This window comes from Acetobacterium sp. MES1, from assembly GCF_002237635.1.
Classification (GTDB): Bacteria; Bacillota; Clostridia; order Eubacteriales; family Eubacteriaceae; genus Acetobacterium; species Acetobacterium wieringae.
In genome coordinates this window covers 57892-80801 of the sequence record NZ_MJUY01000025.1, presented here as the reverse complement: position 1 = coordinate 80801, position 22910 = coordinate 57892, and the positions used below count along the sequence as shown (strand labels likewise).

The following is a 22910-nucleotide window of genomic DNA, read 5'->3' as shown; positions in this document are numbered from 1 at the left end:
GCGGGCGCTTCGTGACGGGAACGCATCTGGAGGTGAAACGTGTGGCTTGAGATGAAAAAGAACCTGGTGATGATTCTGGTTGTTGGTTTTTTAGGCGGGATCATTGGGGGGATCACCTGGCTGATTCTCTTTTTATTAAATCACGGCATTGAAATTATCTGGCATGTTATCCCGGAAAATATAAATTTAACTGTTTATCCGCTGGTGGTTTGTGCGCTGGGAGGGGTGCTGGTCGGCTTATGGGAAAAACGCTTTGGCCCCTATCCCAGAGAACTTTCGGAAATCATGGCGGAGGTAAAAAGCGGAGAAAAGGTTCCCTATAATAATCTCCATATTGTTGGGATGGCGGCACTGTTGCCGTTGGTTTTCGGTGGCAGTCTGGGGCCGGAAGCCGGGCTTTCCGGGGTTATCGTAGGCTTATGTTTCTGGTTTTCCGACAAACTCAAATTTGCCCTGGCAGAAGTGGATAAAATCGCCGAAATTGGGATGGCAGCCACCATTGGCGTCATTTTTAATTCACCCTTATTTGGGTTTGTCAATCAGATTGAGGATGACGGCAGTGTAAAAAAAATACCCAAAAATACCAAGATCTTATTGTATTTTGTGGGAATTCTTGGTGGGCTGGGGGCATATCGGTTATTGTCCCATGCAATCGGTGGCGGACCGGGTCTGGGAAATTTTCCGGAGATAAAAACCCTGGGAACCAATGAATGGACACTGGTGATTCCCCTGGCTCTGGCAGGGAGTCTGTTGGGGATGCTTTATTTCATCTTTAAGAGCATTGTCAAAAAAGCCATTCATCCGCTTAAAGACAAGGTGGTGGTGAAAGCGGTGGTAGCCGGTGTGATTCTCGGCGGGGTGGGGATATTTTTACCCTACACCATGTTTTCCGGAGAACACCAAATGACGGGACTGATGACGGGCTGGGAAAGCATTGGTGTCGGGCTACTCTTTGTAACTGCCATTGTCAAACTGCTGATCACCAATATCTGCCTGGAACTGGGCTGGCGGGGTGGCCATATTTTCCCAGTAATTTTTTCCGGGGCAGCAATTGGCTATGCGTTTGCGATTTTACTACCCATCGATCCCATTTTTTGTGTGGCTGTGGTTGCTTCTGGTCTCACCGGAGCAATCCTTCGAAAACCATTGGCGGTAATTTTATTATTGCTGATTATGTTTCCCCTGAGTGCGATTATTCCACTGGTGATTGGCGCAGTGATTGGTAGCGCCATTCCGGTTCCGGGATTTTTGGGACTTGATCAAACAGAATAAAAAAAGATCTGGGCGCTGAGCTCAGATCTTTTTTTAAAGCGTATACAAAAAAAGTAACAGTTTTGGATACAATACTTATTGCTCTGCAGGATGGCTTGACATGGTGGAGGCGAACAGGGCAATTCCACCGACGATTAAATACATCCCGGCAATGATTGAGAATGCAAACAGCATAACGTAGGGATTAAAGAGGAAGAAGAAACCCAGGATGGTGTTGATGATCCCAGCTGCCAGTAGCCAGCCGGTACCAGAACCGCCCTGCTTTTTCATTACCGAAGATGCGGTGATCTGATTAATGCCGGTGAATAAGGTCATAAAGGCCAGCATAAATCCGAAAGTCTCAGCCCGGGCCAAAGCTGGTGCAAAGATAAGCAGAAAACCAAGAATGACGGCCATGATTCCGGAAGTCAGGCTCCAGCCATTTTTAATTTCACTTTTGGCATAGTCATAAATCATAAAAACACCATAAATCATTAAACCGATAACAAAGATCCAGATCATCATGTTGACAAAGAATTGCGGTGCAACAAAGACCCCAATCCCCAGCAGAACCATAATAATTGAAGCGGCGATCCCCAGACCTTTGTGGCCTTTCGTTACATTACCGACAACATTTTCCATTTTCAAACCTCCTAGTAAGAATAATTTCTGTGAACTGATATAAGTTCTCTTTTATTGATTCCCCAATTTTAAATGTCTAAACAAATATTTTAAATTGTTGAATTAAAAATATTTTGGGTAAATAAACAACGAATAGTACACAAGAATTCAAAATCTAAACATGGGTCGTATATCATCACGATATACAGAAGGGAGAAACAGATGCGTGGTCCAATTGATTACATTGTTTTGGAGTTTGAAGGGAACCAGTTTAAAGGAGAGGTGCTGAGTGCCCTAACCGATGCGGTCAGCAAGAAAATAATCAACGTGCTTGATCTGGCGGTGATTCTCAAAGATGAGAACGGCAATGTGGTGTCGTTGGAACTGAATAATCTGGATGGTGAACTGGCCCAATCCATTGCTGCTCTGCACCGGGAAAAAGCGGGGTTGATTTCCATGGAAGATACCGAAGAAGTTGGTGAGGTACTGGCACCCAACAACGCCGCCGGATTATTGATCATTGAACAATTATGGGCAAAGGATCTTAAACGGGCCCTGATTAATGCCAACGGTAAACTGGTTTCAGAAGGGCGAATCCATCCGGATGCCGCCGCTGAATTGGATGAAGAGGAGGAAAACTAAATGGCCGGATTATTAAGAGGAGTAGCCAGAACCGCTGTTGTGGCTGGAACTGCCACAGCCGTATCAAATAATGTCAGTCGTCGCCAGGCCCAGCGGTTTGCCCAAAAAGATCAGCAGGCTTATGCTCAGCAACAGCAACAAGCCTATCAACAGCAGCAGGTTTCACAACAACAAAGCTATCAGCAGGAAGTGGATTTTGACGAACAACTGGCCCAATTAGCCAAGCTGGGTCAGCTTCGTGATCAGGGGATCTTAACGCAACAGGAGTTTGAGGCCAAGAAGCGACAAATTTTAGGCGTTTAACGGAAACCAGATCGATGTATAATTTTAATGAACTGCTGATTCTATTTACGGTGGTGCTTTTTTTGGTGGTGGTCTTTAGCTTTATCAATGAAAAAACAATCAAACTGCCCTATGAAATTGGATTGGTCGTTTTTGGATTCGGTTTTTGTCTGATCCTGATCCTGCTTCAACAGCTGCATGCCTTGACATTGCCGGAAGAATTGCTGGATCTGGTTAAGCAGTTCAATTTCAATGATTTTCTGATTCACGGGGTTCTATGTTTTATGCTTTTCAGCGGCGCTTCCCGGATTAAATTCAATGACTTTAACGAGGATAAGTTTTTAATCGGCAGGATGGCAATTATCGGAACAATGGTGTCGATTCTGGTTTACGGCAGTTTATTTTACGGACTGGCCTATTTGTTCCAGTTAAACATGAGTTTTCTTGAGGCCTTGATTCTGGGATCGATTGTGTCTCCATCGGACCCCATTTCAGCCATGAGCATTCTCAGCAAGGTGGGCCTGCCCCACCGATTGTCTTTGATTATTGAAGGCGAGTCACTGTTTAACGATGGAGTAGCGGTGGCAATTTTTGCCACGCTGATGAGCATTCTAGAACAAACCGGCACCGAACTGACCCTGGTCAGCTTTGTCTGGGGGCTGTTTGCCGATATTTTAGGGGCGGTGGCGGTTGGACTGGTCGTTGCACTGTTGTTGTCAGTGGTCTTTAAACAGACCAAAAACCGATATATTAAAATCTTTACCAGTATTTTAACAGTCATGTCGGCCTATTTGATCTGCGAATATCTCGGTTTTTCCGGGCCGATCGCGGCCGTCATCTGCGGCCTCTTTTATGCTACCGGAATTGCCCGCTTGCAAAAACGGGGGATGGATCAGGAAATCCAGGAAATCCATGACCTGTTTTATGATTTCTGGGGAGTGATTGATAACCTGTTAAATGGGGTTCTGTTTTTACTGGTAGGGCTTTTGTTTGTGGATATCCGCAATCTCGAAGGATTCTCCAATATTGCAATTTTGATCATTCTGATTGGTTCAATATTAATCAATACCATCGCCCGAACCGCTGGTGTATTCGGAAATGTGGTCTTTGTAAAAAATCTACCATTAAAAATGTCAAAATTCAGTTTTACGGTATTTTTCACCTGGGCTGGCTTAAAAGGAGGGCTTTGTCTGGCACTGGTCATGGGCACGGGGACTTCGCTGGCGACGGATACCTACAGCATTTTTCTGATTGCCACCTATGCCATTGTGCTGTTTACCACGGTATTTCAGGGACTCACCGTGGGTAAGGCATATGAGCGATTGAAATAATAAGGGTGAAAACGTAATAACACAAGAAAAGAAAAAAGAACAACTTTTCCGGAAAAATAATCTCCGGAAAGGTTGTTCTTTTGTTTTATATTATTTGGATACGTTTATCTCGGTCCAGGCCCGGTTGTAAATCTCCATCACATCATTGGGGAGATCTTTAAAGATTTCGCTGCGGGCCAGATCTTCGTTGCTGATGTTAAAACCGGCATTTTCAGACCAGCTGGCATCCAGTAGGGCCAGGGCCGGAGCGTTGGGTGAGGAGTAACCGACATATTCAATATTTTTGGCGGCAATTTCCGGAGTCAGCATAAAATTGATGAATTGTTCGGCTAATTCCGGGTTTTTGGCATTTTTGGGAATAACAAAATTATCATAAAAGGCATTGGAACCTTCCTTGGGAACTGCAAAATCAAGACTGTCGGTCTCATTCATGATAATCGCCGCATCGCCGGAGTAAACCACTGCCATGGCCGCATCACCGCTGGCCATCAGACTCTTAACGTTATCGGTGACATAGGCCATCACCAGGGGCTTCTGGGCGATCAGGGCATCCCGGGCGGCATTGATATTGGCTTCACTGGTTTCATTCATGGAGAAACCCAGACGTTTGAGAGAGACGCCCATACTGTCGCGGATGCTGTCATACATTAATATTTTTGAAGCGTACTTGTCGTTCCAGAGCAGATTCCAGCTGTCCACCGGGTCGGTGACTTGCGCCGTGTTATAAACAATTCCCAGAACCCCGTAAAAATAAGGTACTGAGTATTGATTGCCGGGGTCAAAGGCCAGATTCTGGGCCGAAGCATCGATATTGGCCAGATTAGGGATATTGTCTTTTGTGATCGGTCGGAGCATTTCTTCCTGGATCAACCGTTCAATCATATAATCAGAAGGCACCAGGACATCGTAGGTGTCGGATGAGTTTTTGACCTTGACGTACATGTCTTCATTGGAGGTAAAGGTTTCATAATTGACCCGGCAATTGTATTCTTCTTCAAACTGAGCGATCACCTCCGGATCCATATAGTCACCCCAGTTATAAACCGTCAGCTCAGCCCGATCATCAGACCCGCAGCCACCAGCTAGAAAGGGCAGACACAGTAAGACAAAAATTAATACGATTTTTTTCATTCTTTTCTCCTCATAAGCTTTATTGAATATTTTTAATCCCTTTTTCACTGCGGATGTTGATTAGGACTAACAAGACCATGATACATCCGAACATAATGGTTGACAAGGCATTGATTTTGGGGTTGATGCCAGCCTTGGCCATGGAGTAGATGGTGATGGACAGGTTACTGACCCCGTTGCCAGCCGTAAAAAAACTGATTACAAAATCATCAATGGATAGGGTAAAGGCAATCAGGGCGCCGGAGGTCACACCGGGTAGAATTTCCGGGAACAGTACCTTCCAGAAAGCCTGTCGAGGCGTTGCACCGAGATCCAGGGCGGCCTCGAAAATATTTTCCGGCAGCCGGTTAAACCGGGGCAGCACCGCCAGGATCACATAGGGAATACAAAAGGTGATGTGGGCAATAATGATGGTGGTAAGGCCCATTTTCATGCCAATAAAAATAAACAGCGACATCAGGGTGATCCCCATGACAATATCCGGTACCAGCACCGGAATGTTATTGAGCAACAGGTAGGGGCGTTTCAGTTTAGAACGCATCCGATAAATGCCCAGAGCTGAGACTGTTCCCACAAGGGTGGAAACAGTGGTGGCTACTACGGCAATGATCAGGGTATAATATAAGGCCTGGAGGATGTAGCGATCCTGAAAAAGCATCACATACCATTTCAGGGTAAAGCCAGCCCAGGGCCCCATGATTTTTGAATCATTGAAGGAATAAATAATCAATACCAGAATCGGGGCGTATAAAAACAGCAGGATCAGACCAAAGGCCAGGTTTTTAAAGAACTTTCTCATAGCAGCTGCCCTCCAGTGTCAAGTTCTTTCCCGGTAATTAAACGGGCAATACCGAGAACCAGAAAGATTATCGTCATCAGAACCATTGATATTGCTGAGCCGAAGTTCCAGTTGTTCAGGGTTAAAAACTGCTGTTCAATGAGATTACCAATCAGCATGTATTTGCCGCCGCCCAAAAGGTTTGAAATGACAAAGGTGCTGACTGCTGGCATAAAGACCATCATACAGCCGGAAACAATTCCGGGCAGACTGAGCGGTACCTTGATTTTTAGAAACATCTGGAAATGGTTAGCCCCCAGATCGGTGGCGGCCCGCAATAAATCCGGGTCGATTTTTTTTAAGGACGTGTAAATGGGTAACAGCATGTAGGGAAAAAAGTTATAAACCATGCCTAGAATCACCGCTGATTGGGTGTACAGCAGACTGACATCCCGGAAGCCCAGCAGCCCGAAAAATCGGGAGATCAAACCGCTGCCGCTAAGCAGGACCATCCAGGCGTAGGTACGCAACAAAAAATTGACCCACATGGGAATGATCATCAACACAATCATCATATTTTGGCGATGGCCGGGTAGGGAAACGATCAGGTTACCCAGAGGATAGGCAATCAGAAAACAGATCAGGGTAGCAATGACGGCATATAAAAACGAGCGGTATAATAGTTCCAGATACACTGGATCCATAAACTGCTGATAGTTTTCCAAAGTAAAGGTGTAGATCCCGGCCTTAAAATCCGGGTTGGATAAAAAGCTGAACCAGATCACCACCAACAGCGGAACCGCAATAAAAATCAGCATCCACAGACCATAGGGATAGGCGATGTATTCCTTAAATGATTTCATGGTCGTTGTCCTTTTTCATGATGTGAATATTATTGGGGTCAACCTGGATGCTAATTGGGTCTCCGGCGAAAAATTCCCGGGTGGTGTGAATCAGCCAGTTGATGCCCTGACAGGTCATGACAATTTCATAGTGCATCCCCAAAAAGGTCACCGTTTCAATGAAACCATCAAGAAAGCCAACGCCAGGGGGGAGAATTTCGATATCTTCCGGACGGATGACGGTGAGCACGGCTTCATTTTCCTCAAAGCCTTTATCGACACAGGGAATGGCCACTTCCTGAAGTTTAACCAGACAGTCTTTAAGCATTACTGCCTCGAGAATATTGCTTTCGCCAATAAAATCAGCGGCGAAGGCGTTTCGGGGTTCATTGTATATGTCCACCGGTGAGCCGATCTGCTGAATCCGGCCGCGGTTCATAATGATGATGGTATCGGACATGGTCATTGCTTCTTCCTGATCGTGGGTGACGTAAATAAAGGTGATCCCGGTTTTTTTCTGAAGATTTTTCAGCTCCAGTTGCATATTTTTGCGCAGCTTGAGATCCAGGGCTCCCAGGGGCTCGTCCAGCAGCAGCACCTGGGGATGATTGACCAGCGCCCGGGCAATGGCGACCCGTTGTTGCTCACCACCACTTAGGGAATTGACATCCCGTTGTTCATGGCCCTGAAGATTAACCATTCGCAGCATTTCTTGAACCAGCCGATCGATTTCGTCTTTGGATTTCTTTTGAATTTTTAGTCCAAAGGCAACGTTGTCATAGACATTTAAATGGGGGAACAGGGCATATTTCTGAAAAACCGTATTAATCGGCCGTTTATTGGCCGGGATAGTGAGCAGGGTTCGTCCCTCAAAAAGAATGTCTCCAGAGTCCGGGGTTTCAAATCCCCCAATCATTCGCAGCAGGGTGGTTTTACCACAGCCGCTGGGGCCGAGGATGGTCAGAAATTCATTGGGGCGGATGGAAAAATTAATTTCATCAATGATGGTTTTATCCCCATAGTGTTTAACCAGGTTATTAACTTGTATAATCTTTTCGGTATTTTTTTTCAATTCATAAATCCTCCGTGGTATCGAAACCATCTATTTAAGCAAAAAAATCCCCAGGCTTTCCCCAGGGTTGATTAAGCGATTCATTGCTTATGGATAAGCACTATTACAATAATTTATTCTAACATGTAATCAAGCGGATAGCAATGAAATTAGAATTGGCAACCGGGATTTTTAAATGAAAAAAACAGAGTCATGCTCCGTTGCCAGAAACATGACTCTGTTGGTGTTGTGCAGTTTGGGTACAGCTATAGAATGCTGGTAATGGTAATATTCAGGAAGGCCCGGTTACTGAGATCGAGTTCGAAAGGGGTCACATCTTCGCCGTCTTTCTTAAAGATCCGAACCTTGGGTCGCATCGAAAAGTTCTCATAATTCTCAATGATAATTCCAGTCAACCGGTTACTCAGTTCCACACAGGTGCCAATGGGATAGGGGGCAATCTTGCGGATAAAGACATCAACCAGATCCGGATCGAAAAGGGTATGGGAGGCACCCATAATGTATTCGATGACTTCCGAGGGAATGATGGCCTTACGGTAGGGGCGGTCGGAGGTCATGGCATCATAGACATCGGCAATGGCGATGATCCTTCCAAAGAGCGAAATTTTCTCTTCTTTTAAGTCATTGGGATAGCCACCGCCACCGAATTTTTCATGGTGGTCGAGAATCCCGATTCGGGCGGACAAATTGATATTTGATACTTTTTTGATATAATCATAACCCAGGGTGGAATGGTTTTGCATTTCACAGGATTCGTCATCAGAAAGTACCCCGGCTTTACAGAGAATATCTTTCTTGACAAAAACCTTGCCGATATCGTGCAGAATTGCACCGATACCCAGATCGCATAATTGTTCCCGGCGTAAGCCCAGGGCGGTTCCCAGAACGATGGAAAGGACAGCGACATTCACTGAATGGAAATAAGTATAGTCATCAAAAACCTTCAAATCCACCATGTTGATAACCATGTGGCTGTTTTGAAGAATCTCATCAACAATGGACTCAATCTGCTTTTGCATATCATTAAAGGTATTCTTTTTCAAAGAACCTTTACTTTCGGTGGTAATAAAGACGTCTTTTACACATTTTACGGTTTCAGCGCGAACCCGGTCATTGATGATATTGATGATTTGAATGTCTTTGGTCAGATCGTCTTCAACATAGATGCCATTATAATTCAGTTTTTTTATTCGTTCGATATAATCTTCAGTCAGAACCGTATCTTTGGCAAGTATCAGCTCACCCCGTTCACCCCAAAGATTATTTCCTAACATCATTCCTTCACGCAGGCAAAATGTTGGTACATATCTCATGGCTTTCCTCCCAATATAATGGCCTGGTATAAAGTCAGGACTTAGATAATAATTATAACTATAAGATCCCTGTTTTTGCAATCAAAATTTCACGTCAGCTCAGATAAAAAACAGGAATAAAAAGAAATTTAAGTTTAATATGCCTTTAGTTATGAAAATAAAACCTTAAAATCGATTGAATGAGATAAATTCATCGATGGTTGGGTGGGTGGAAGCCATGATTTTTTCCGGGGTGTCGGAAAACAGACAGGCGCCCTGATCGAGAAAAGTCAAATGGGTACAGATCCGGAAGGCCTGGCTGAGATTATGGGTGATGATGATAATGGTCAGGCCCTGGTCTCGATTTCGTTTTTTAAGGGCGGCTTCAATGAGCTGGATGCTTTTGGGATCGATATTGGCAGTCGGTTCGTCTAAAAAAAGTACCTGCGGTGAAAAAGACAGGGCCCGGGCCAATGCGGTTTTTTGGGATTCGCCACCGGAAAGGCGGCGGGCATTCTGATTTTTGATTTCACTGATATCAAATTCTTCCAGCAATTGCGACACGGTCTGATGGAGCCGGTCTTTTTCATAGTTGCGGATTTTTAACGGGTAGGCAATATTTTCATAGACGGATCGCGAAAAAAGCGTAGGGGTATGGGTGGAGTAGGTCATTTGGGAAAAAATATCCTGACATAAGGGATGATCATTATAGCGCACCGTACCAGAGGAGGGGGTGATCAGGCCAGCCATTATTTTCATCAGGGTCGTTTTTCCGGAACCGTTGGGGCCAATAATACCATGAATTTGGCCGGACTCAAAAAACAGCTCACCATATTGGCCATCCAGATGAAGCACTTTTTTTTGTTTATAGGTCTTAACAATATGGCTAGTCTTGATATTCATTCTGATCTCCCATGATAAAGTGATATAAAACAGAATTGGTGATAAACGAGATGGTCATCAGAATCAGACCCATGGCAATGGAAACACTGTATTGGCCCATGTTGTTATTCATGGCGATAAAGGTGGTCATCACCCGGGTGAAGCCCCGGATATTGCCGCCAACAATCATAACGGCACCAACTTCCGAAATGGCCCGACCAAAACCGGTTACCAGGGCAATCATAATGACCCCTTTTAGCTCCAGAACCAGCAATATCAGGATATTAAGTCCCTGGGCTCCCAATGTTTTACCGGTTTGCACCACCTCGTAGCCGCTGGTGCTGGCATGGTTAAAGACGATGCCCATAATAACCGGCGTCACCAGAATGGTTTGGGCAATGATCATGGCGGTAGGGGTGTACATCAGCTGAAACTGGCCGAAGGGTCCCGAACGGGCCAAAAAGAGGGCGGTAAACAAACCGATGATAACCGGTGGAAACGACATAAAGGTATACAGCAACCGGGATACCACTTTTTTGCCTCGAAAATTATTGATTCCCAGAATGATGCCAAGGGGCACCCCAATCAAGGTTCCGTAAAGGGTCGATGAAAAAGAGACGAAAAGCGATAAGAGAACAATTTGAATGATTTCAGGGTCAAAGGAAAAAATCAGCCGAAAGGCTTCAACAAAACCATTGAGTATGTAGTCCATTGATTTCTCCATAATGAGATCCTGGAAGATGACATCTCCCAGGATCTCAATTGATTGTTATTTTTTAACAGCGTCCGGAACAAATAGTTGATCGCCATTGACTTTATAGGATGCGATCAGTTCCTGAGTTTCAGGAGATACGATCCAATCCACAAACGCCTGGGCACCTTCGGCATTGATCTGGTCATTAATACTTGGCGAGACGGCAATAACCCCATATGGGTTATTAAGCATTTCATCACCTTCGCAGACGATTTCCAGATTAGCCATGGTGTCTTTCATGTTGGCGTAAGTGGCCCGGTCTGCCAGAGTGTAGCCCAGTTTTTCATTGGTGACGGTCAGGGTTTCGCCCATCCCGGTGCCGGTTTTTATGTACCAGTCACCAGCTGGAGTAATATTGGCAGCTTTCCAGATTTCCAGTTCTTTGGTATTGGTGCCGGATTTATCATCCCGGGAGACAAAGGTTGCGGGCACGGCGGCAATGGCGGTAAAGGCTTTAACTGCATTATCAGCAGCTGTCGTTTTGACCTTGGCCGGGTCTTCTTTTGGTCCCAGCACCACAAAGTCATTATGCATAACGGCAAAACGTTCAACCCCATAACCGTCTTTGATAAATTGTTCCTCCTGGGTGATGGCATGTACTAAAAGGACATCAGCCTCACCAGCTTTCCCCATTTCCATGGCTTTACCGGTGCCCACGGCGACAACCTTGACGGCAATTCCGGTTTGGGCCTCAAAATCGGGCAGAATTTCTTCCAGCAAACCGCTGTCCTGGGTGCTGGTGGTGGTGGCCAGAATGATTTCTCCATTGGAGCCGGGCTCTAAGTCTTTTTTTGCCGGAGTACAGCCCAGCGTACTGAGGGCAATGGTGCAAACAAACAAAACAATAACCAATAGTGACAATTTCTTTTTCATTTTTTTCCTCCTAAAATATTTTATCAAAAGAGCAGATACTCTAAAGACGACAATAAAGAGAAGTGAATCCAAAAAAAATAATCGATTGCTCAAAAAACAATCGAAAATTCTGCGTTAACCATCCTCTACACACTGGAAAGCATCGTCATTTCTAACGAGACTCTAACGATTGATAAACCATAGAAAACCGTAGGTTCATCAATTCGGATTGTTTGTTTTCACTATGAAACCGTATTTAATTGATTTTATTATATCAAATCAGATAGTTTGAGTCAAGCCTGCAGTGGAATTGTGTCTTTGCGTTAGTAAATACCCAGGAACCGATCATTTATTCACAGCAACGGGAATGACCCTTAAAAAAAGCGCACAAAAGTGCTGCGTGTAGCGAAAAATTGATCAAAAACTGTACGTTTTTTTATCCTTATTTTGATCTCATTTTGTAAAATGTCTTTTACCATGACATTTTTGCCCAGCCGTTGACAGACAAAAAATCTGATGATACCATGAATCAATCAGATTGAGCTAGAAATTTTGATAAAGGAAAATGTGATGAAGACAATAAGAGTATGTGTTGGCAGTGCCTGTCATGTAAATGGATCGTATAAGGTGGTGAAAGCGATGAACCAGATCATTGATCAGCGGGGGCTGGGGGATGAGGTTGAACTGGTGGGATCGTTTTGTATGGGAAAATGCACCGAGGGTGTGGCTGTGGAATGTGATGAGATCATCTATGCTGTGTCTGTTGACAATGTGGAAGAAGTCTTCGAGAAAATTATGGGGGGAAAATAATTGAGTATTATCAATTTTTCAAAAAATAAATGCCGTAATTGTTATAAATGTATTCGCAAGTGCCCGGTAAAAGCCATCAAGCTTAAGGACAAACATGCCCAGATTATTCAGTCCATGTGTATTGGCTGTGGGGTCTGTATTGCTACCTGTCCCCATAACGCCAAGGAAATTCATAGTGATGTCGATACCATCAAGCAATGGCTAAAAACCGAGCAGGTGGTACTAAGTCTGTCGGCGGTATTTCCGACGGCTTATTATCTGGATCATCCCCGCCAGTATCTGGGAATTCTTCGGGAGCTGGGCTTCACGATTATCGAGGAGACCTCGATTGGCGCTGAGGTGGTGGCTAAAGCCTATGCCGATGAGTATCGCAGTGATAAGAAATTTATTATTTCGTCATCCTGTGCGGCGATCAAAAACCTTATTGAGATTTACTATCCTCAGTATCTCTCATCGCTGAGTCGTCAAGTCTCGCCGATGATTGCCCATGGCAAGATTCTTCGTGAAAAATACCCCAATGCCAAAATTGTCTATGCTGGCTCCTGCCTGGCTAAGAAAATGGAGGTACACGACAAGGATGTCCGGGGCATCATTGATGGGGTTTTAACCTTTGATGAAATTGACAGCTGGATTAAAAAAGAAAACATCATCCCCAATAAAATGCCGATGGAAGAATTTAATGCCATTGGTACCAACACCGGACGGCTTTATCCGATTACTGGCGGATTGGCTAAAAACAGTGTCGAAAACCTTGATGGCAGCCGGAAAATTTTGCGTATTGATGGAGTCAAGGACTGTATGGAGTTTCTCGATGAGATTCACCAGCTGGATAAAAAATACTGGATCGAAATGAACGCCTGTGAGGAGGGCTGTGTCAATGGCCCGGGTAATATTCACAGTCCGCTGTCTAAATATGAAAAGGTGGAGATGCTGCAGACCTATATTGATTTAAACAGTAAAAAGGAACCCTCCACCGATATTCCAGCGGTTGATACCAGGCGTTCATTTCATAAACGGCCCGTTCATCATCTGGGCGAGGTACCGACCGAAGAGCTGGAAAAAATCCTCAACCAGATGTCCAAATTTACGGAACGGGACGAACTGAATTGCGGAACCTGTGGTTATGAAACCTGTCGGGATAAGGCCCGGGCGGTTTATTGGAATATGGCGGAATTGGATATGTGTCTGCCACTGATCACCAGTAAGACCGAAGCCATTTCGAATTTGATTATCACCACCACCCCCAACGCCATTGCGGTGCTGGATAAAAAATTTCGGATTATCGAGTTCAATGCTGCGGCGGAACGCCTCTTTAATATGAAAAAGGAAGATGTGATGCGTTACAATTTTGTCGACGCTCTGGATTACAATCCCTTTAGAAAACTCAATCATGACCGGGGCAATACCTATACCGGCAAAGGTCACTACGAAAGAGAAAACCGCACCTTTATGGAAATCTTGACCTATATTCCCGAGCAGGAGCTGTATATGGGAATATTTATTGACATCACCCGCCAGGAAAAGCAGGAGCAGGACATGCAAAAAATTCAGGAAGAAACCCTGAAAATGGCCCAACGGGTTATCGACAAACAAATGCGGGTTGCCCACGAAATTGCTGGCTTACTGGGTGAAACCACGGCTGAAACCAAGGTGACCCTGACCAAGCTCCAGAAAGTGGTAACCAGTCGGGAGGTTGAAGTTTAATGGCGTTATTTATGGATATTGCCAGCGATAGTGTCAACAAGGTTCATGAAGAGCTTTGCGGCGATAATGTGGAAGTTCGGATCAATGATGAAAGTGTCATAGTGGTGCTGGCTGATGGCATGGGCAGCGGCGTCAAAGCCAATATTCTGGCAACCCTGACCTCTACCATTGCGGCCACCATGCTGGAAGAAAAAATGGGGATTATGGATGTGCTCGAAACCCTGGAAGCAACCCTACCCAAATGCAGCGTTCGCCATATGGCTTACTCGACCTTTACGATTGTGCAGGTATTTAGAAACCGGATGGCTTATATTCTGGAATTTGATAACCCGCCACTGGTGTTTATCCGGGATGGGGAGATTATCGAACTGGAACGAAAAGAAATTGAATTCCAGGGAAAATCGGTTTATGAAACCTCAATGGAAATCGAAAAAGGCGATATTATGGCCTTTTTCAGTGATGGTGTGATTCATGCCGGGATTGGCCATTTGTTAAACTTTGGTTGGCAATGGGAAGAAGCGGCGGATTACGTTCTGGCACGCTCCTATGAAAACAAAAAGGCCAAGGACATTTCGATGGCACTGGTGGATACTTGCTACAACCTTTATGGCGAAGAACCGGGAGATGATACCACGGTGGCCGTTATTAAGGTGGAAGAACGAAAATATATCACCATTTTTTCGGGGCCACCGCTGGATCAGGAGAAGGATGCCGAGATTAAACGGCTGCTGGAGCGGGCCCGGGGCAAGAAGATTGTCTGTGGCGGAACCGCTGCCAATATTGTGGCCCGGGAATTCGGCGAAGAGGTCAAGGTTGATTTTTCGACCATGTCGGATCGGGTGCCGCCGATCGCTACCATTAAAGGGATCGATCTGGTAACAGAGGGGGTATTGACCCTTCAGGAAACCTTGCGGATCTGTGAAGATTATATGAATAATCGTTGTGGTCGGGAAATATTTCAGGAAAAAAACGGCGCATCGATGCTGGCAAATATTTTAATGAACGAATGTACCACCATTGATTTAATCATGGGGAATTCGATTAATCCGGCCCATCAGAACCCGGATTTTCCGGAGGAACTGACGACAAAATGGCGGGTGACCCAAAAACTGATAGATATGCTGCGGAGCATCAATAAAGAAGTGAATATCATCTACGTTTGATCAGGACAAATCATGGCAGCATAAAAAAATCGAAATTTTATCAAAAAGAGAAGCGGAACACCCCGGTGAGGGTGTTCCGCTTCTAATATAATATGCTTTGAGGAGAAAAGCTATATTCTTTATTTACCCAAATTTTTTTAATTAACACAAATAATCAAAAAAACATTATTTTTTTAGTTGTTTTTTTAAGACGGCAAAATGGTAATAGCTGTATCCAGCCCCAAAAACAATGGCGCAAATGGCAAAATAAAGGCCAAACAACGGATTCTGAATGCCTCCGGAGAAAATGATCAACGAGCCAATGGCAGCCAGAAGAGGACAGATCAGGCCCCGGAACAGGCTTTTGATTTCTTTTTTTCGCCACAGTGAAAAAACTTTATAGTAGAGGCCCAGGTACAACAGATAGCTGGCGACAACGGCGATTTCGGAAATATCGGAATTCGGAAACAGCTTATATTTCTGAGCAAAATAATGAACCATCAACCAGAATCCAACAATGATTAGGGCAAAAAAAGCTGAATTGACCGGAAAATCAAAGTGAGACGAAATCTTCGTCATTGCTTTGGCTTTAGGGATCATTTGATCCAGACCCAAGGCATAAGGCATCCGGATCATTGCCATGACCAAGCCATTGAGGGTTCCCAGTACCGAGATGAACACAAAGAGCATCAGGATTTTGGCGCCACTGGGACCCAAAATCATATTGGCAGCATAGTCCAGATGGGCATCGCCACTGTTCATTATTTCGGTCGGCCCCACCAGATTTGAAATGCCCACAAAATAAATAATGTAAAGCACCAGAATAATCATCGGACTGATGACCAGGGCCAGGGGCAGATTTCGTTTGCTGTTTTTTATTTCATAGGCCACTGAAGTGGATATAATCCAGCCGTCAAATGAAAAGGCAATCGGGGCAATAGCCGCAATCCAACTGGTAGAGCCGATTTCAGAGATGGCTGTACTGGTGAAATGGTCTGCGGTACCGCCAAAGATCAGACCGGCAAAGCCGATGATAACCAACGGAATCAGTTTGATGACCATGGCGGCACTTTGAAAATGACCGCCAATTTTGGCTGACAGAATATTGGTGGCATAAAGCACCAAAAAACAGCAGATCCCCACCAGAATCTGAACTTCCAGAGTCTGTTCGACATTAAAGAGAATGCAGAAATAAATGCCGGAAACCCAGGCCAGAATAGCGGTGATGGTGGGTAAATATATAAAGGTCTGGAACCAGCCATAGGCAGAACCCATGCTGGGGCTGATAAATTCCTTGGCGTAGGAAAGAACGCCGCCGGGACGATCGGTTCGGGCTGCCAGTTCAGCAATGGTTAAACAACCAAAGACAATGCTGATGGCTGCAATGACGAAGACCAGAATACCTAAAAACACATTGCCGCCGGTGGCGACCAGAATATTATCGCTTCGAAAAAATATACCAGAACCGATAACGACGCCAACAATCAGCGCGATGGCGGTAAATAAGTTGTATCGTGACTGTTGCATGGTAACCTCCAGGGTTTGGATTCCTGACAATTAGTAAAAGCCTTGGTGTGATTTCTTATTGCCTGAAAAATGATTTTAAAATTTACTTGGTACCGAAAAGGCGGTCACCGGCATCACCTAAACCAGGTACAATGTAAGCGTGGTCGTTTAAGTGATCATCGATGGCAGCGCAAAAAATCGGGATATCAGGATAAGCGGTGGTGACGGCTTTGATCCCTTCCGGGCAGGCCAGAATATGAACCACCTTGATATTGGGGCAGTTGGCTTCTTTTAATAGGCGAATGGTATGGATGACCGAAACCCCGGTGGCCAGCATCGGGTCGACAATTATGGCTTCTCGTTCGGCAATATCAGAAGGCAGTTTCTTGTAGTATTCCACCGCCTGGAGCGTTTCGGGATCACGGTACAGACCAATGTGACCGATTTTGGCCTTGGGGATGATGTTGGTAAAACCTTCCACCATGCCCAAACCTGCCCGTAGAATAGGGACAATGACCACATCTTTTTCGGCCAGTACTTTTTGGGTTGTTTTGCAGATGGGTGTTTCAATCTCGATTTCTTTAAGCGGAAAATTCTTGGTAACCTCCCAGGCCATCAGGCTGGATAGTTCTTTCACCAGTTCCCGAAACTCCCGGGACGGTGTTTCCATCTTTCTCAGGTGGGTTAATTTGTGCATGACAAGTGGATGATCCACGATCGTTACATTTTGCATGATAATCTCCTTTTATTGTTAATAGATTAATAATACGATAATTGACTGAATAATTCTACAATTATTTAAGAATTATTTGTTGACACTTGGGAAATAAGGGTTAAAATGAAATAATATGATAAAATTCAAGAGGAATAGAAATTTTTAAAAAGGAAGGTGACCTGAAAAATGAAAGAAATTAAATTATATACTTGGGCCCACTGTCCCTATTGTCGAGCCGCCAAACAACTTCTGGATGATAAGGGTTTGAAGTACACCGAAATTGATATTTACAATGATGTGCAGACCCGGCGCCAATTACAGGATCAGACCAATCATTATACGGTGCCTTTTGTCTTTATAGGGGAGACATTTGTTGGTGGTTTTTCAGAGCTTAAAGAAATTGAGTTTAGCGGTAAACTTGATGAATTATTATAAGGTGAGGTTAAGATGGCAGCAATAACATTCAAAGTTGTAGAAGAAATCGGTGTTCTCAGCGAGTTGCCCAGTGGTTGGCAGAAAGAGCTGAATTTGGTTAGCTGGAATGAACGGGACCCCAAGTATGATATCCGGGATTGGAATGCAGATCACGAAAAAATGCGTAAGGGCATCACGTTGACTGCTGATGAGCTGGTTCAATTGCGTGATATCTTAAACGGTATGGAACTTTAGGAAATAAACAGTAAAAAGCGTATCTCACCAGATGGGGAGATACGCTTTTTTTTAGGTTACTTGATGGGTTCGGCGCAATTGGCGGAGCCACTGCTCTGGAGCATCTCCAGGCCGTGATCCAGGGCTGGCAGAATGGCTTCAAGGTTTTCTTTGACGGCTTTGGGGCTGCCGGGGAGGTTGATGATCAGGGTTTGCTTGCGGATACCGGCGGCACTGCGGCTGAGCATTGCTTTGGGGGTGATCTGCAGGCTGTGATAACGCATCGCTTCGGGGATGCCGGGAGTCATCCGGTCACAGACGGCAATGGTGGCCTCCGGGGTCCAGTCCCGTCCGGAAAAGCCGGTGCCTCCGGTAGTCAGAATCAGATCCAGATGGTCTTCATCGGCCCAGGTTATCAGGGCAACTTTAATGGTGTCCAGATCATCCGGAAGAATGATGGTTTTGACTACCTCATAAAGTTTGGTTTCGGCCAGCATCGTTTCAATCATCGGACCGCTTTTGTCTTCCCGTTGGCCCTTCGAGCCCAGATCACTTAAGGTCATTATTCCAGTTCGATACATGTTTTCCTCCTAAATATTAAATGTAAAAAAGTCATTGGCCAATAAATCGATATATAACAGTTTGTTTCGCAAAATTTCTTCTTTGCCGGTTAGGACTTTCAAGGCTTCAGATACCTGTAGCGATGCTGCCAGAGCCGGAGTAAAGGATGGGTTGCCCAGAGCCTTGGAGTCGTATTCTTTTTCACCGTCATAGAGTCGGGACAGGGTATCATCTTCCGGAAAAACGGTGGTGATCTGGGCAAACCAGCCGCCGATGGCACCGTGGATCAGGGGGATGTTCTTTTCCTTACACAAGGTCTGGAGGGTCAGCCGGGCTGGTACATTATCCAGAGCATCCATCACCAGATCGGCATCGCCAATCAAGGAAAAACCGTTTTCCTCGTCGAGAAAATCGTGATAATAGGTGGTCGTCACTTCTTTATTGATCAACTTGACCCGGGCTGCTGCCGCTTTAGCTTTGGGGGTGCCAATATTTTTCTCGGTTGAGAAAATCTGGCGGTTCTGGTTGGAATCTTCAAAGACATCACCATCAATCAAAATCAGTGAACCGATCCCGACTCGGGCCAGCATCTCAATGATATAGCCCCCCAAACCGCCACAGCCGACGATACAAATTGTGGCACGTTGAATGCGCTCAAAGTCCTGTTCGGAAAAAGCTGGAAAATTGCGTTCATAACGTGACATTGCGCCACCTCCTTAAGTCCAATAAAAACTATTCATTTTAGTATAACAATTTTTAACGAAAAATTAAAGTCTTGAATTGATATTGTTTTTTCTGACAATAACCGTTAGAATAGAAAGCAGACACCGAATGAAAAAAATGGTCGGTAAGGAGAAAAAAATGGAGTTATTAAAAGTAAAAACCATTGATGAGATGAAAAAAATTATCAATGAGTCATTTATAGATATCGCGCTAGAGAATGAAACCATTGATTTAAGCCATGGATTAGGGCGGATACTGGCGGCTGATCTTGTATCGACTATCGATGTTCCGCACTTTGATCGGTCCGTGGTTGATGGGTATGCGGTGAAACTAACCGACGTTCAAGGAGCGTCCCAGGCCATACCGGGCTTTTTAAGAATCGCCGGAGAAGTCCAGATGGGCAAAGAAACCGCCGAGCGCCTTAACCAGGGTGAAACCTTCTATGTTCCAACTGGGGGGATGGTACCAGCCGGTACTGAAGCCATGATTATGATTGAGTATACTGAAAAACTGGGAGAAAAAGACCTGGCCATTTACACCAATGCCGGTGCCAATGAAAACATGATGCAAATTGGTGATGACATCAAAAAGGGGGAACTGGTTTTTTCCCGGGGCCATCAGTTAAGACCTCAGGACATCGGCGTTTTATCGGCTTTGGGTTATTTGCAGATCGAGGTTTTTAAGCGTCCCCGGATCAGCATTATTTCCACTGGTGATGAAATCATTCGGCCTGGTGAAACACCTAAACCTGGGGAAGTGATTGACATTAACACCCCGGCGCTGGCAGCGGTGGCAACACGTTTGGGCGCCGAGGTCATCTCAACCGCCTACGCCAGAGATGACCGTGAGGAGATTCGCTTAGCCGTGCAAAAGGGCATCGAAAACGGCGAGATGGTGATCCTTTCTGGTGGAAGTTCGATGGGCGAAAAGGATTATACCGTTCAGGTCATTGATGGGCTGGGACAGGTGCTGCTCCATGGTCTGGCAGTTAAACCGGGAAAACCGACGATTTTGGGAACCGTTTCGCAAAAACCGGTAATCGGTTTACCGGGCCAGCCAGCCGCCGCTATTATGGTGATGATGATCGTACTACAGGAATTTATGCGCTTGTATTATGGACAGGATAGTGTAAACGATCTGACCGTCCAGGGGGTGCTGACGGAAAATGTTCATGCTGCCCCGGGCCGACGAACTTTCCAGACCGTGGCCATCAAAAAGACTGAAAATGGCATCGAAGTCCGGCCTACTCACGGTAAATCGGGTATGATTACGCTGTTATCCTATTCCGATGGTTATATTGAAATTACCGAAAACGAAGAAGGAAAAAATATTGGCGATCAGGTTTCGGTAACCCTGTTTTAAAAAGCTCGCAGACGTACTATTCACATTTGAACTGGAGGGAATAATGAATACTGAAAATACCGGAAAAAAAGACGAACGGAATTTATATTTAAAAAATGAAGATCTCAATCTGGCAGTGTCCAAGTATCTGGCCTTATTATCCTTTGCCGAAGCGCATCAAAAAGGCCGTGTTCTACCCGTCATCGAAGCCCAGGGCTGGGTGACGAAAGAGCCTGTTTTTGCGAAAATTTCATCGCCCTATTATAATGCCTCGGCCATGGATGGCATCTGCGTGGAAGCCATGGCGATGATTGGCGTGGACGAACGTCATCCCCGGACGTTGATAAAAGGAAGCGATTTTAATTTTGTCGATACTGGAGATGTAATTGCTGATCCCTACAATGCGGTGGTGATGATTGAGGATGTGATCATAAAAAGTGATAATGAAGTCAGCATCAACAATCCGGTTTCGTTGTGGCAGAATGTCCGGCCAATTGGTGAAGATATCGTTGCCGGAGAGTTGATTATCCCGGCTTTTCACCGGGTTCGCCCAATCGATCTGGGGGCCCTGCTAGCTGGCGGCATTACGGAGATTGAAGTGATGGACAAACCCCGGGTGGGGATTATTCCCACCGGTACCGAACTGGTGGAAGCCGGGGAAGCGATGGCGGTAGGAAAAATAATTGATTCCAATACCCATATGTTTGCGGGGCTGGTCAAAGAATATGGCGGCAAAGCCCGACGTTACCCGACAGTACAGGATGACTACGAGGTGATCAAAAAGGCGATCATTAAAGCTGTTGATGAAAATGATGTGGTGCTGATTTCCGCTGGTTCCTCAGCCGGAACCGAAGACTACACCCGCAAGCTGATTGCAGAACTGGGTGAAGTAGTGGTTCACGGCGTCGCCATTAAACCGGGAAAACCCGTGGTTTTGGGAATGATTCAGGGAAAACCGGTGATCGGGATTCCCGGCTATCCGGTCTCTGCCTATTTTGTCTTTGAAAGCTTTGTTAAACCGGTAATTCTGGCCTTTAACCATCAGATCCTGACGGAGGGAGTCACCATCAAAGCAGTGCTTTCAAAACGTCTGATGTCATCGCTTAAGTATCTGGAGTTTGTCCGGATGAAATGTGGTCGGGTCAATCAGCGCTTTGTGGCTACGCCGCTGGATCGGGGCGCAGGGGTGACCATGTCATTGGTTAATGCTGACGGTATTTTGAAGATTCCCAAAAATGTCGAAGGGTATGAAGCCGGGGAAGAGGTCGAGCTGATTCTGATGCGGCCCCGGGAAGAAATTGAAAATACCCTGGTTTCGATTGGCAGTCACGATGTATTGATGGATATCGTTGCCAATATCATTCATCAAAACAAAGAACTGGTAAACTTGTCTTCGGCCCATGTGGGTAGTCTGGGTGGGATTATGGCAATCAAAAAAGGCGAGTGTCATATTGCCCCGATCCATTTGCTGGATGAACAAACCGGGATATATAATCTCTGCTATTTAAAGCGTTATCTGGCTGACGAGGGGGTCGTGTTGATTAAAGGGGTTAAACGAACCCAGGGGATGATTATACCCAAAGGCAATCCCAAAAATATTCAGGGAATTACCGACCTGATCCGACCAGATATCAGTTTCGTCAATCGGCAACGGGGCTCAGGTACCCGGGTATTGTTGGATTACTTATTAAAACAAAAGCAGCTCGATGCCAATCAGATTTTGGGCTATAGCCGGGAAATGAACACCCATATGATGGTGGCTTCGGCGGTTGCGTCCGGTTCCTGCGATGTCGGGATCGGGGTTTTATCGGCCGCCAATATGATGGATCTGGATTTTATCCCGATTGGTGATGAAGCCTATGATTTTGTTATTTTAAAAGAAAATCTGGACGATCCCCGGGTGCAGATATTTATCAAGGTACTTAAATCAGAACAATTTAAAGAAGCACTAAAACGGCTGGGGGGATATGAACTGGAGCAGCCGGGAGAAATCGTTAAACCCTAGACATCAGGGGAGAAAGCAGGAAACA

Annotated in this window: 24 protein-coding genes and 1 riboswitch; of the genes, 11 read left to right on the top strand and 13 right to left on the bottom strand. The window is 45.3% G+C overall.

The window, feature by feature from the left end; all coding sequences use genetic code 11:
- The first annotated feature begins 39 nt into the window (after positions 1–39).
- On the top strand, positions 40–1272 hold the full coding sequence (locus BI182_RS08810) for a chloride channel protein (RefSeq protein ID WP_286807055.1): 1233 nt from the start codon (positions 40–42) through the stop codon (positions 1270–1272).
- Between the two features lie 75 nt (positions 1273–1347).
- Here BI182_RS08810 and BI182_RS08805 read toward each other — a convergent pair whose 3' ends face one another.
- On the bottom strand, positions 1348–1893 hold the full coding sequence (locus BI182_RS08805) for an HdeD family acid-resistance protein (protein WP_286807052.1): 546 nt from the start codon (positions 1891–1893) through the stop codon (positions 1348–1350).
- A gap of 201 nt (positions 1894–2094) precedes the next feature.
- On the opposite strand from BI182_RS08805, the gene BI182_RS08800 reads away from it, so the two are divergent.
- From BI182_RS08800 to BI182_RS08790, 3 genes are read left to right on the top strand one after another with little or no spacing between them, the layout of a single operon-like run.
- Positions 2095–2514 (top strand): DUF6325 family protein, encoded by a 420-nt coding sequence (locus BI182_RS08800; RefSeq protein WP_070372799.1) that lies wholly within the window; start codon positions 2095–2097, stop codon positions 2512–2514.
- Positions 2515–2817 carry an SHOCT domain-containing protein gene (locus BI182_RS08795; RefSeq protein ID WP_286807047.1) on the top strand — a complete coding sequence of 101 codons (303 nt, stop codon included), beginning with the start codon at positions 2515–2517 and terminating at the stop codon, positions 2815–2817.
- Between the two features lie 14 nt (positions 2818–2831).
- Entirely contained in the window at positions 2832–4127 is a 1296-nt protein-coding gene (locus BI182_RS08790; protein WP_286807042.1) for a cation:proton antiporter, read from the top strand.
- 90 nt (positions 4128–4217) lie between these two features.
- Here BI182_RS08790 and BI182_RS08785 read toward each other — a convergent pair whose 3' ends face one another.
- The 8 genes from BI182_RS08785 to BI182_RS08750 form a co-directional block, all read right to left on the bottom strand.
- Positions 4218–5258 (bottom strand): ABC transporter substrate-binding protein, encoded by a 1041-nt coding sequence (locus BI182_RS08785; RefSeq protein WP_286807040.1) that lies wholly within the window; start codon positions 5256–5258, stop codon positions 4218–4220.
- 19 nt (positions 5259–5277) lie between these two features.
- Positions 5278–6057, bottom strand: coding sequence for an ABC transporter permease (locus BI182_RS08780; protein ID WP_070372795.1), 780 nt, complete (start codon positions 6055–6057; stop codon positions 5278–5280).
- Positions 6054–6899, bottom strand: coding sequence for an ABC transporter permease (locus BI182_RS08775; protein WP_286807036.1), 846 nt, complete (start codon positions 6897–6899; stop codon positions 6054–6056). Before BI182_RS08775 ends, BI182_RS08780 begins: the two co-directional genes overlap by 4 nt.
- Positions 6886–7950 (bottom strand): ABC transporter ATP-binding protein, encoded by a 1065-nt coding sequence (locus tag BI182_RS08770; RefSeq protein ID WP_353744760.1) that lies wholly within the window; start codon positions 7948–7950, stop codon positions 6886–6888. Before BI182_RS08770 ends, BI182_RS08775 begins: the two co-directional genes overlap by 14 nt.
- Before the next feature lie 245 nt (positions 7951–8195).
- Entirely contained in the window at positions 8196–9263 is a 1068-nt protein-coding gene (locus BI182_RS08765) for an HD-GYP domain-containing protein (protein ID WP_148636247.1), read from the bottom strand.
- A 165-nt stretch (positions 9264–9428) separates the two neighbouring features.
- Complete coding sequence (locus BI182_RS08760; protein ID WP_286807018.1) at positions 9429–10145, bottom strand: ABC transporter ATP-binding protein; 717 nt, start codon at positions 10143–10145, stop codon at positions 9429–9431.
- On the bottom strand, positions 10129–10836 hold the full coding sequence (locus BI182_RS08755) for an ABC transporter permease (RefSeq protein WP_148636249.1): 708 nt from the start codon (positions 10834–10836) through the stop codon (positions 10129–10131). Before BI182_RS08755 ends, BI182_RS08760 begins: the two co-directional genes overlap by 17 nt.
- A gap of 57 nt (positions 10837–10893) precedes the next feature.
- Positions 10894–11751 (bottom strand): ABC transporter substrate-binding protein, encoded by an 858-nt coding sequence (locus BI182_RS08750; RefSeq protein WP_228882935.1) that lies wholly within the window; start codon positions 11749–11751, stop codon positions 10894–10896.
- Positions 11752–11855: 104 nt separating this feature from the next.
- A riboswitch (molybdenum cofactor riboswitch) is annotated at positions 11856–11972 on the bottom strand.
- A gap of 328 nt (positions 11973–12300) precedes the next feature.
- On the opposite strand from BI182_RS08750, the gene BI182_RS08745 reads away from it, so the two are divergent.
- Genes BI182_RS08745 through BI182_RS08735 form a run of 3 tightly spaced genes read left to right on the top strand, consistent with a single transcriptional unit; the run spans position 12301 to position 15407 of the window.
- The gene (locus BI182_RS08745; protein ID WP_148636251.1) at positions 12301–12540 is read left to right on the top strand and encodes a (2Fe-2S) ferredoxin domain-containing protein; all 240 of its coding nucleotides are present in this window, start codon (positions 12301–12303) and stop codon (positions 12538–12540) included.
- Positions 12541–14244, top strand: a complete 1704-nt coding sequence (locus tag BI182_RS08740) for a [Fe-Fe] hydrogenase large subunit C-terminal domain-containing protein (protein WP_148636252.1) — start codon at positions 12541–12543, stop codon at positions 14242–14244.
- Positions 14244–15407: a SpoIIE family protein phosphatase gene (locus BI182_RS08735; protein ID WP_070372786.1), complete on the top strand. Its 1164-nt coding sequence runs from the start codon at positions 14244–14246 to the stop codon at positions 15405–15407. The genes BI182_RS08740 and BI182_RS08735 overlap by 1 nt, the downstream gene beginning before the upstream one ends.
- A gap of 165 nt (positions 15408–15572) precedes the next feature.
- Here BI182_RS08735 and BI182_RS08730 read toward each other — a convergent pair whose 3' ends face one another.
- Both BI182_RS08730 and upp read right to left on the bottom strand, forming a co-directional pair.
- The gene (locus BI182_RS08730) at positions 15573–16913 is read right to left on the bottom strand and encodes an APC family permease (RefSeq protein WP_250933148.1); all 1341 of its coding nucleotides are present in this window, start codon (positions 16911–16913) and stop codon (positions 15573–15575) included.
- Between the two features lie 82 nt (positions 16914–16995).
- Positions 16996–17625 (bottom strand): uracil phosphoribosyltransferase, encoded by a 630-nt coding sequence (gene upp, locus BI182_RS08725; RefSeq protein WP_070372784.1) that lies wholly within the window; start codon positions 17623–17625, stop codon positions 16996–16998.
- A 168-nt stretch (positions 17626–17793) separates the two neighbouring features.
- Here upp and BI182_RS08720 point away from each other — a divergent pair, with 168 nt between their 5' ends.
- Together BI182_RS08720 and BI182_RS08715 are read left to right on the top strand one after the other, a co-directional pair.
- Positions 17794–18042, top strand: coding sequence for a glutaredoxin domain-containing protein (locus BI182_RS08720; RefSeq protein ID WP_286806998.1), 249 nt, complete (start codon positions 17794–17796; stop codon positions 18040–18042).
- 12 nt (positions 18043–18054) lie between these two features.
- On the top strand, positions 18055–18276 hold the full coding sequence (locus tag BI182_RS08715; protein WP_070372782.1) for a YdbC family protein: 222 nt from the start codon (positions 18055–18057) through the stop codon (positions 18274–18276).
- A gap of 56 nt (positions 18277–18332) precedes the next feature.
- On the opposite strand, the gene BI182_RS08710 is transcribed toward BI182_RS08715, so the two are convergent.
- Positions 18333–18836, bottom strand: a complete 504-nt coding sequence (locus BI182_RS08710) for a MogA/MoaB family molybdenum cofactor biosynthesis protein (protein WP_286806994.1) — start codon at positions 18834–18836, stop codon at positions 18333–18335.
- Between the two features lie 9 nt (positions 18837–18845).
- Positions 18846–19520, bottom strand: coding sequence for a HesA/MoeB/ThiF family protein (locus BI182_RS08705; protein WP_286806990.1), 675 nt, complete (start codon positions 19518–19520; stop codon positions 18846–18848).
- A 157-nt stretch (positions 19521–19677) separates the two neighbouring features.
- Here BI182_RS08705 and BI182_RS08700 point away from each other — a divergent pair, with 157 nt between their 5' ends.
- Both BI182_RS08700 and BI182_RS08695 read left to right on the top strand, forming a co-directional pair.
- Positions 19678–20901 (top strand): molybdopterin molybdotransferase MoeA, encoded by a 1224-nt coding sequence (locus BI182_RS08700; RefSeq protein ID WP_286806986.1) that lies wholly within the window; start codon positions 19678–19680, stop codon positions 20899–20901.
- Positions 20902–20944: 43 nt separating this feature from the next.
- Positions 20945–22885, top strand: a complete 1941-nt coding sequence (locus BI182_RS08695; RefSeq protein ID WP_286806976.1) for a molybdopterin biosynthesis protein — start codon at positions 20945–20947, stop codon at positions 22883–22885.
- Positions 22886–22910 lie beyond the last annotated feature (25 nt).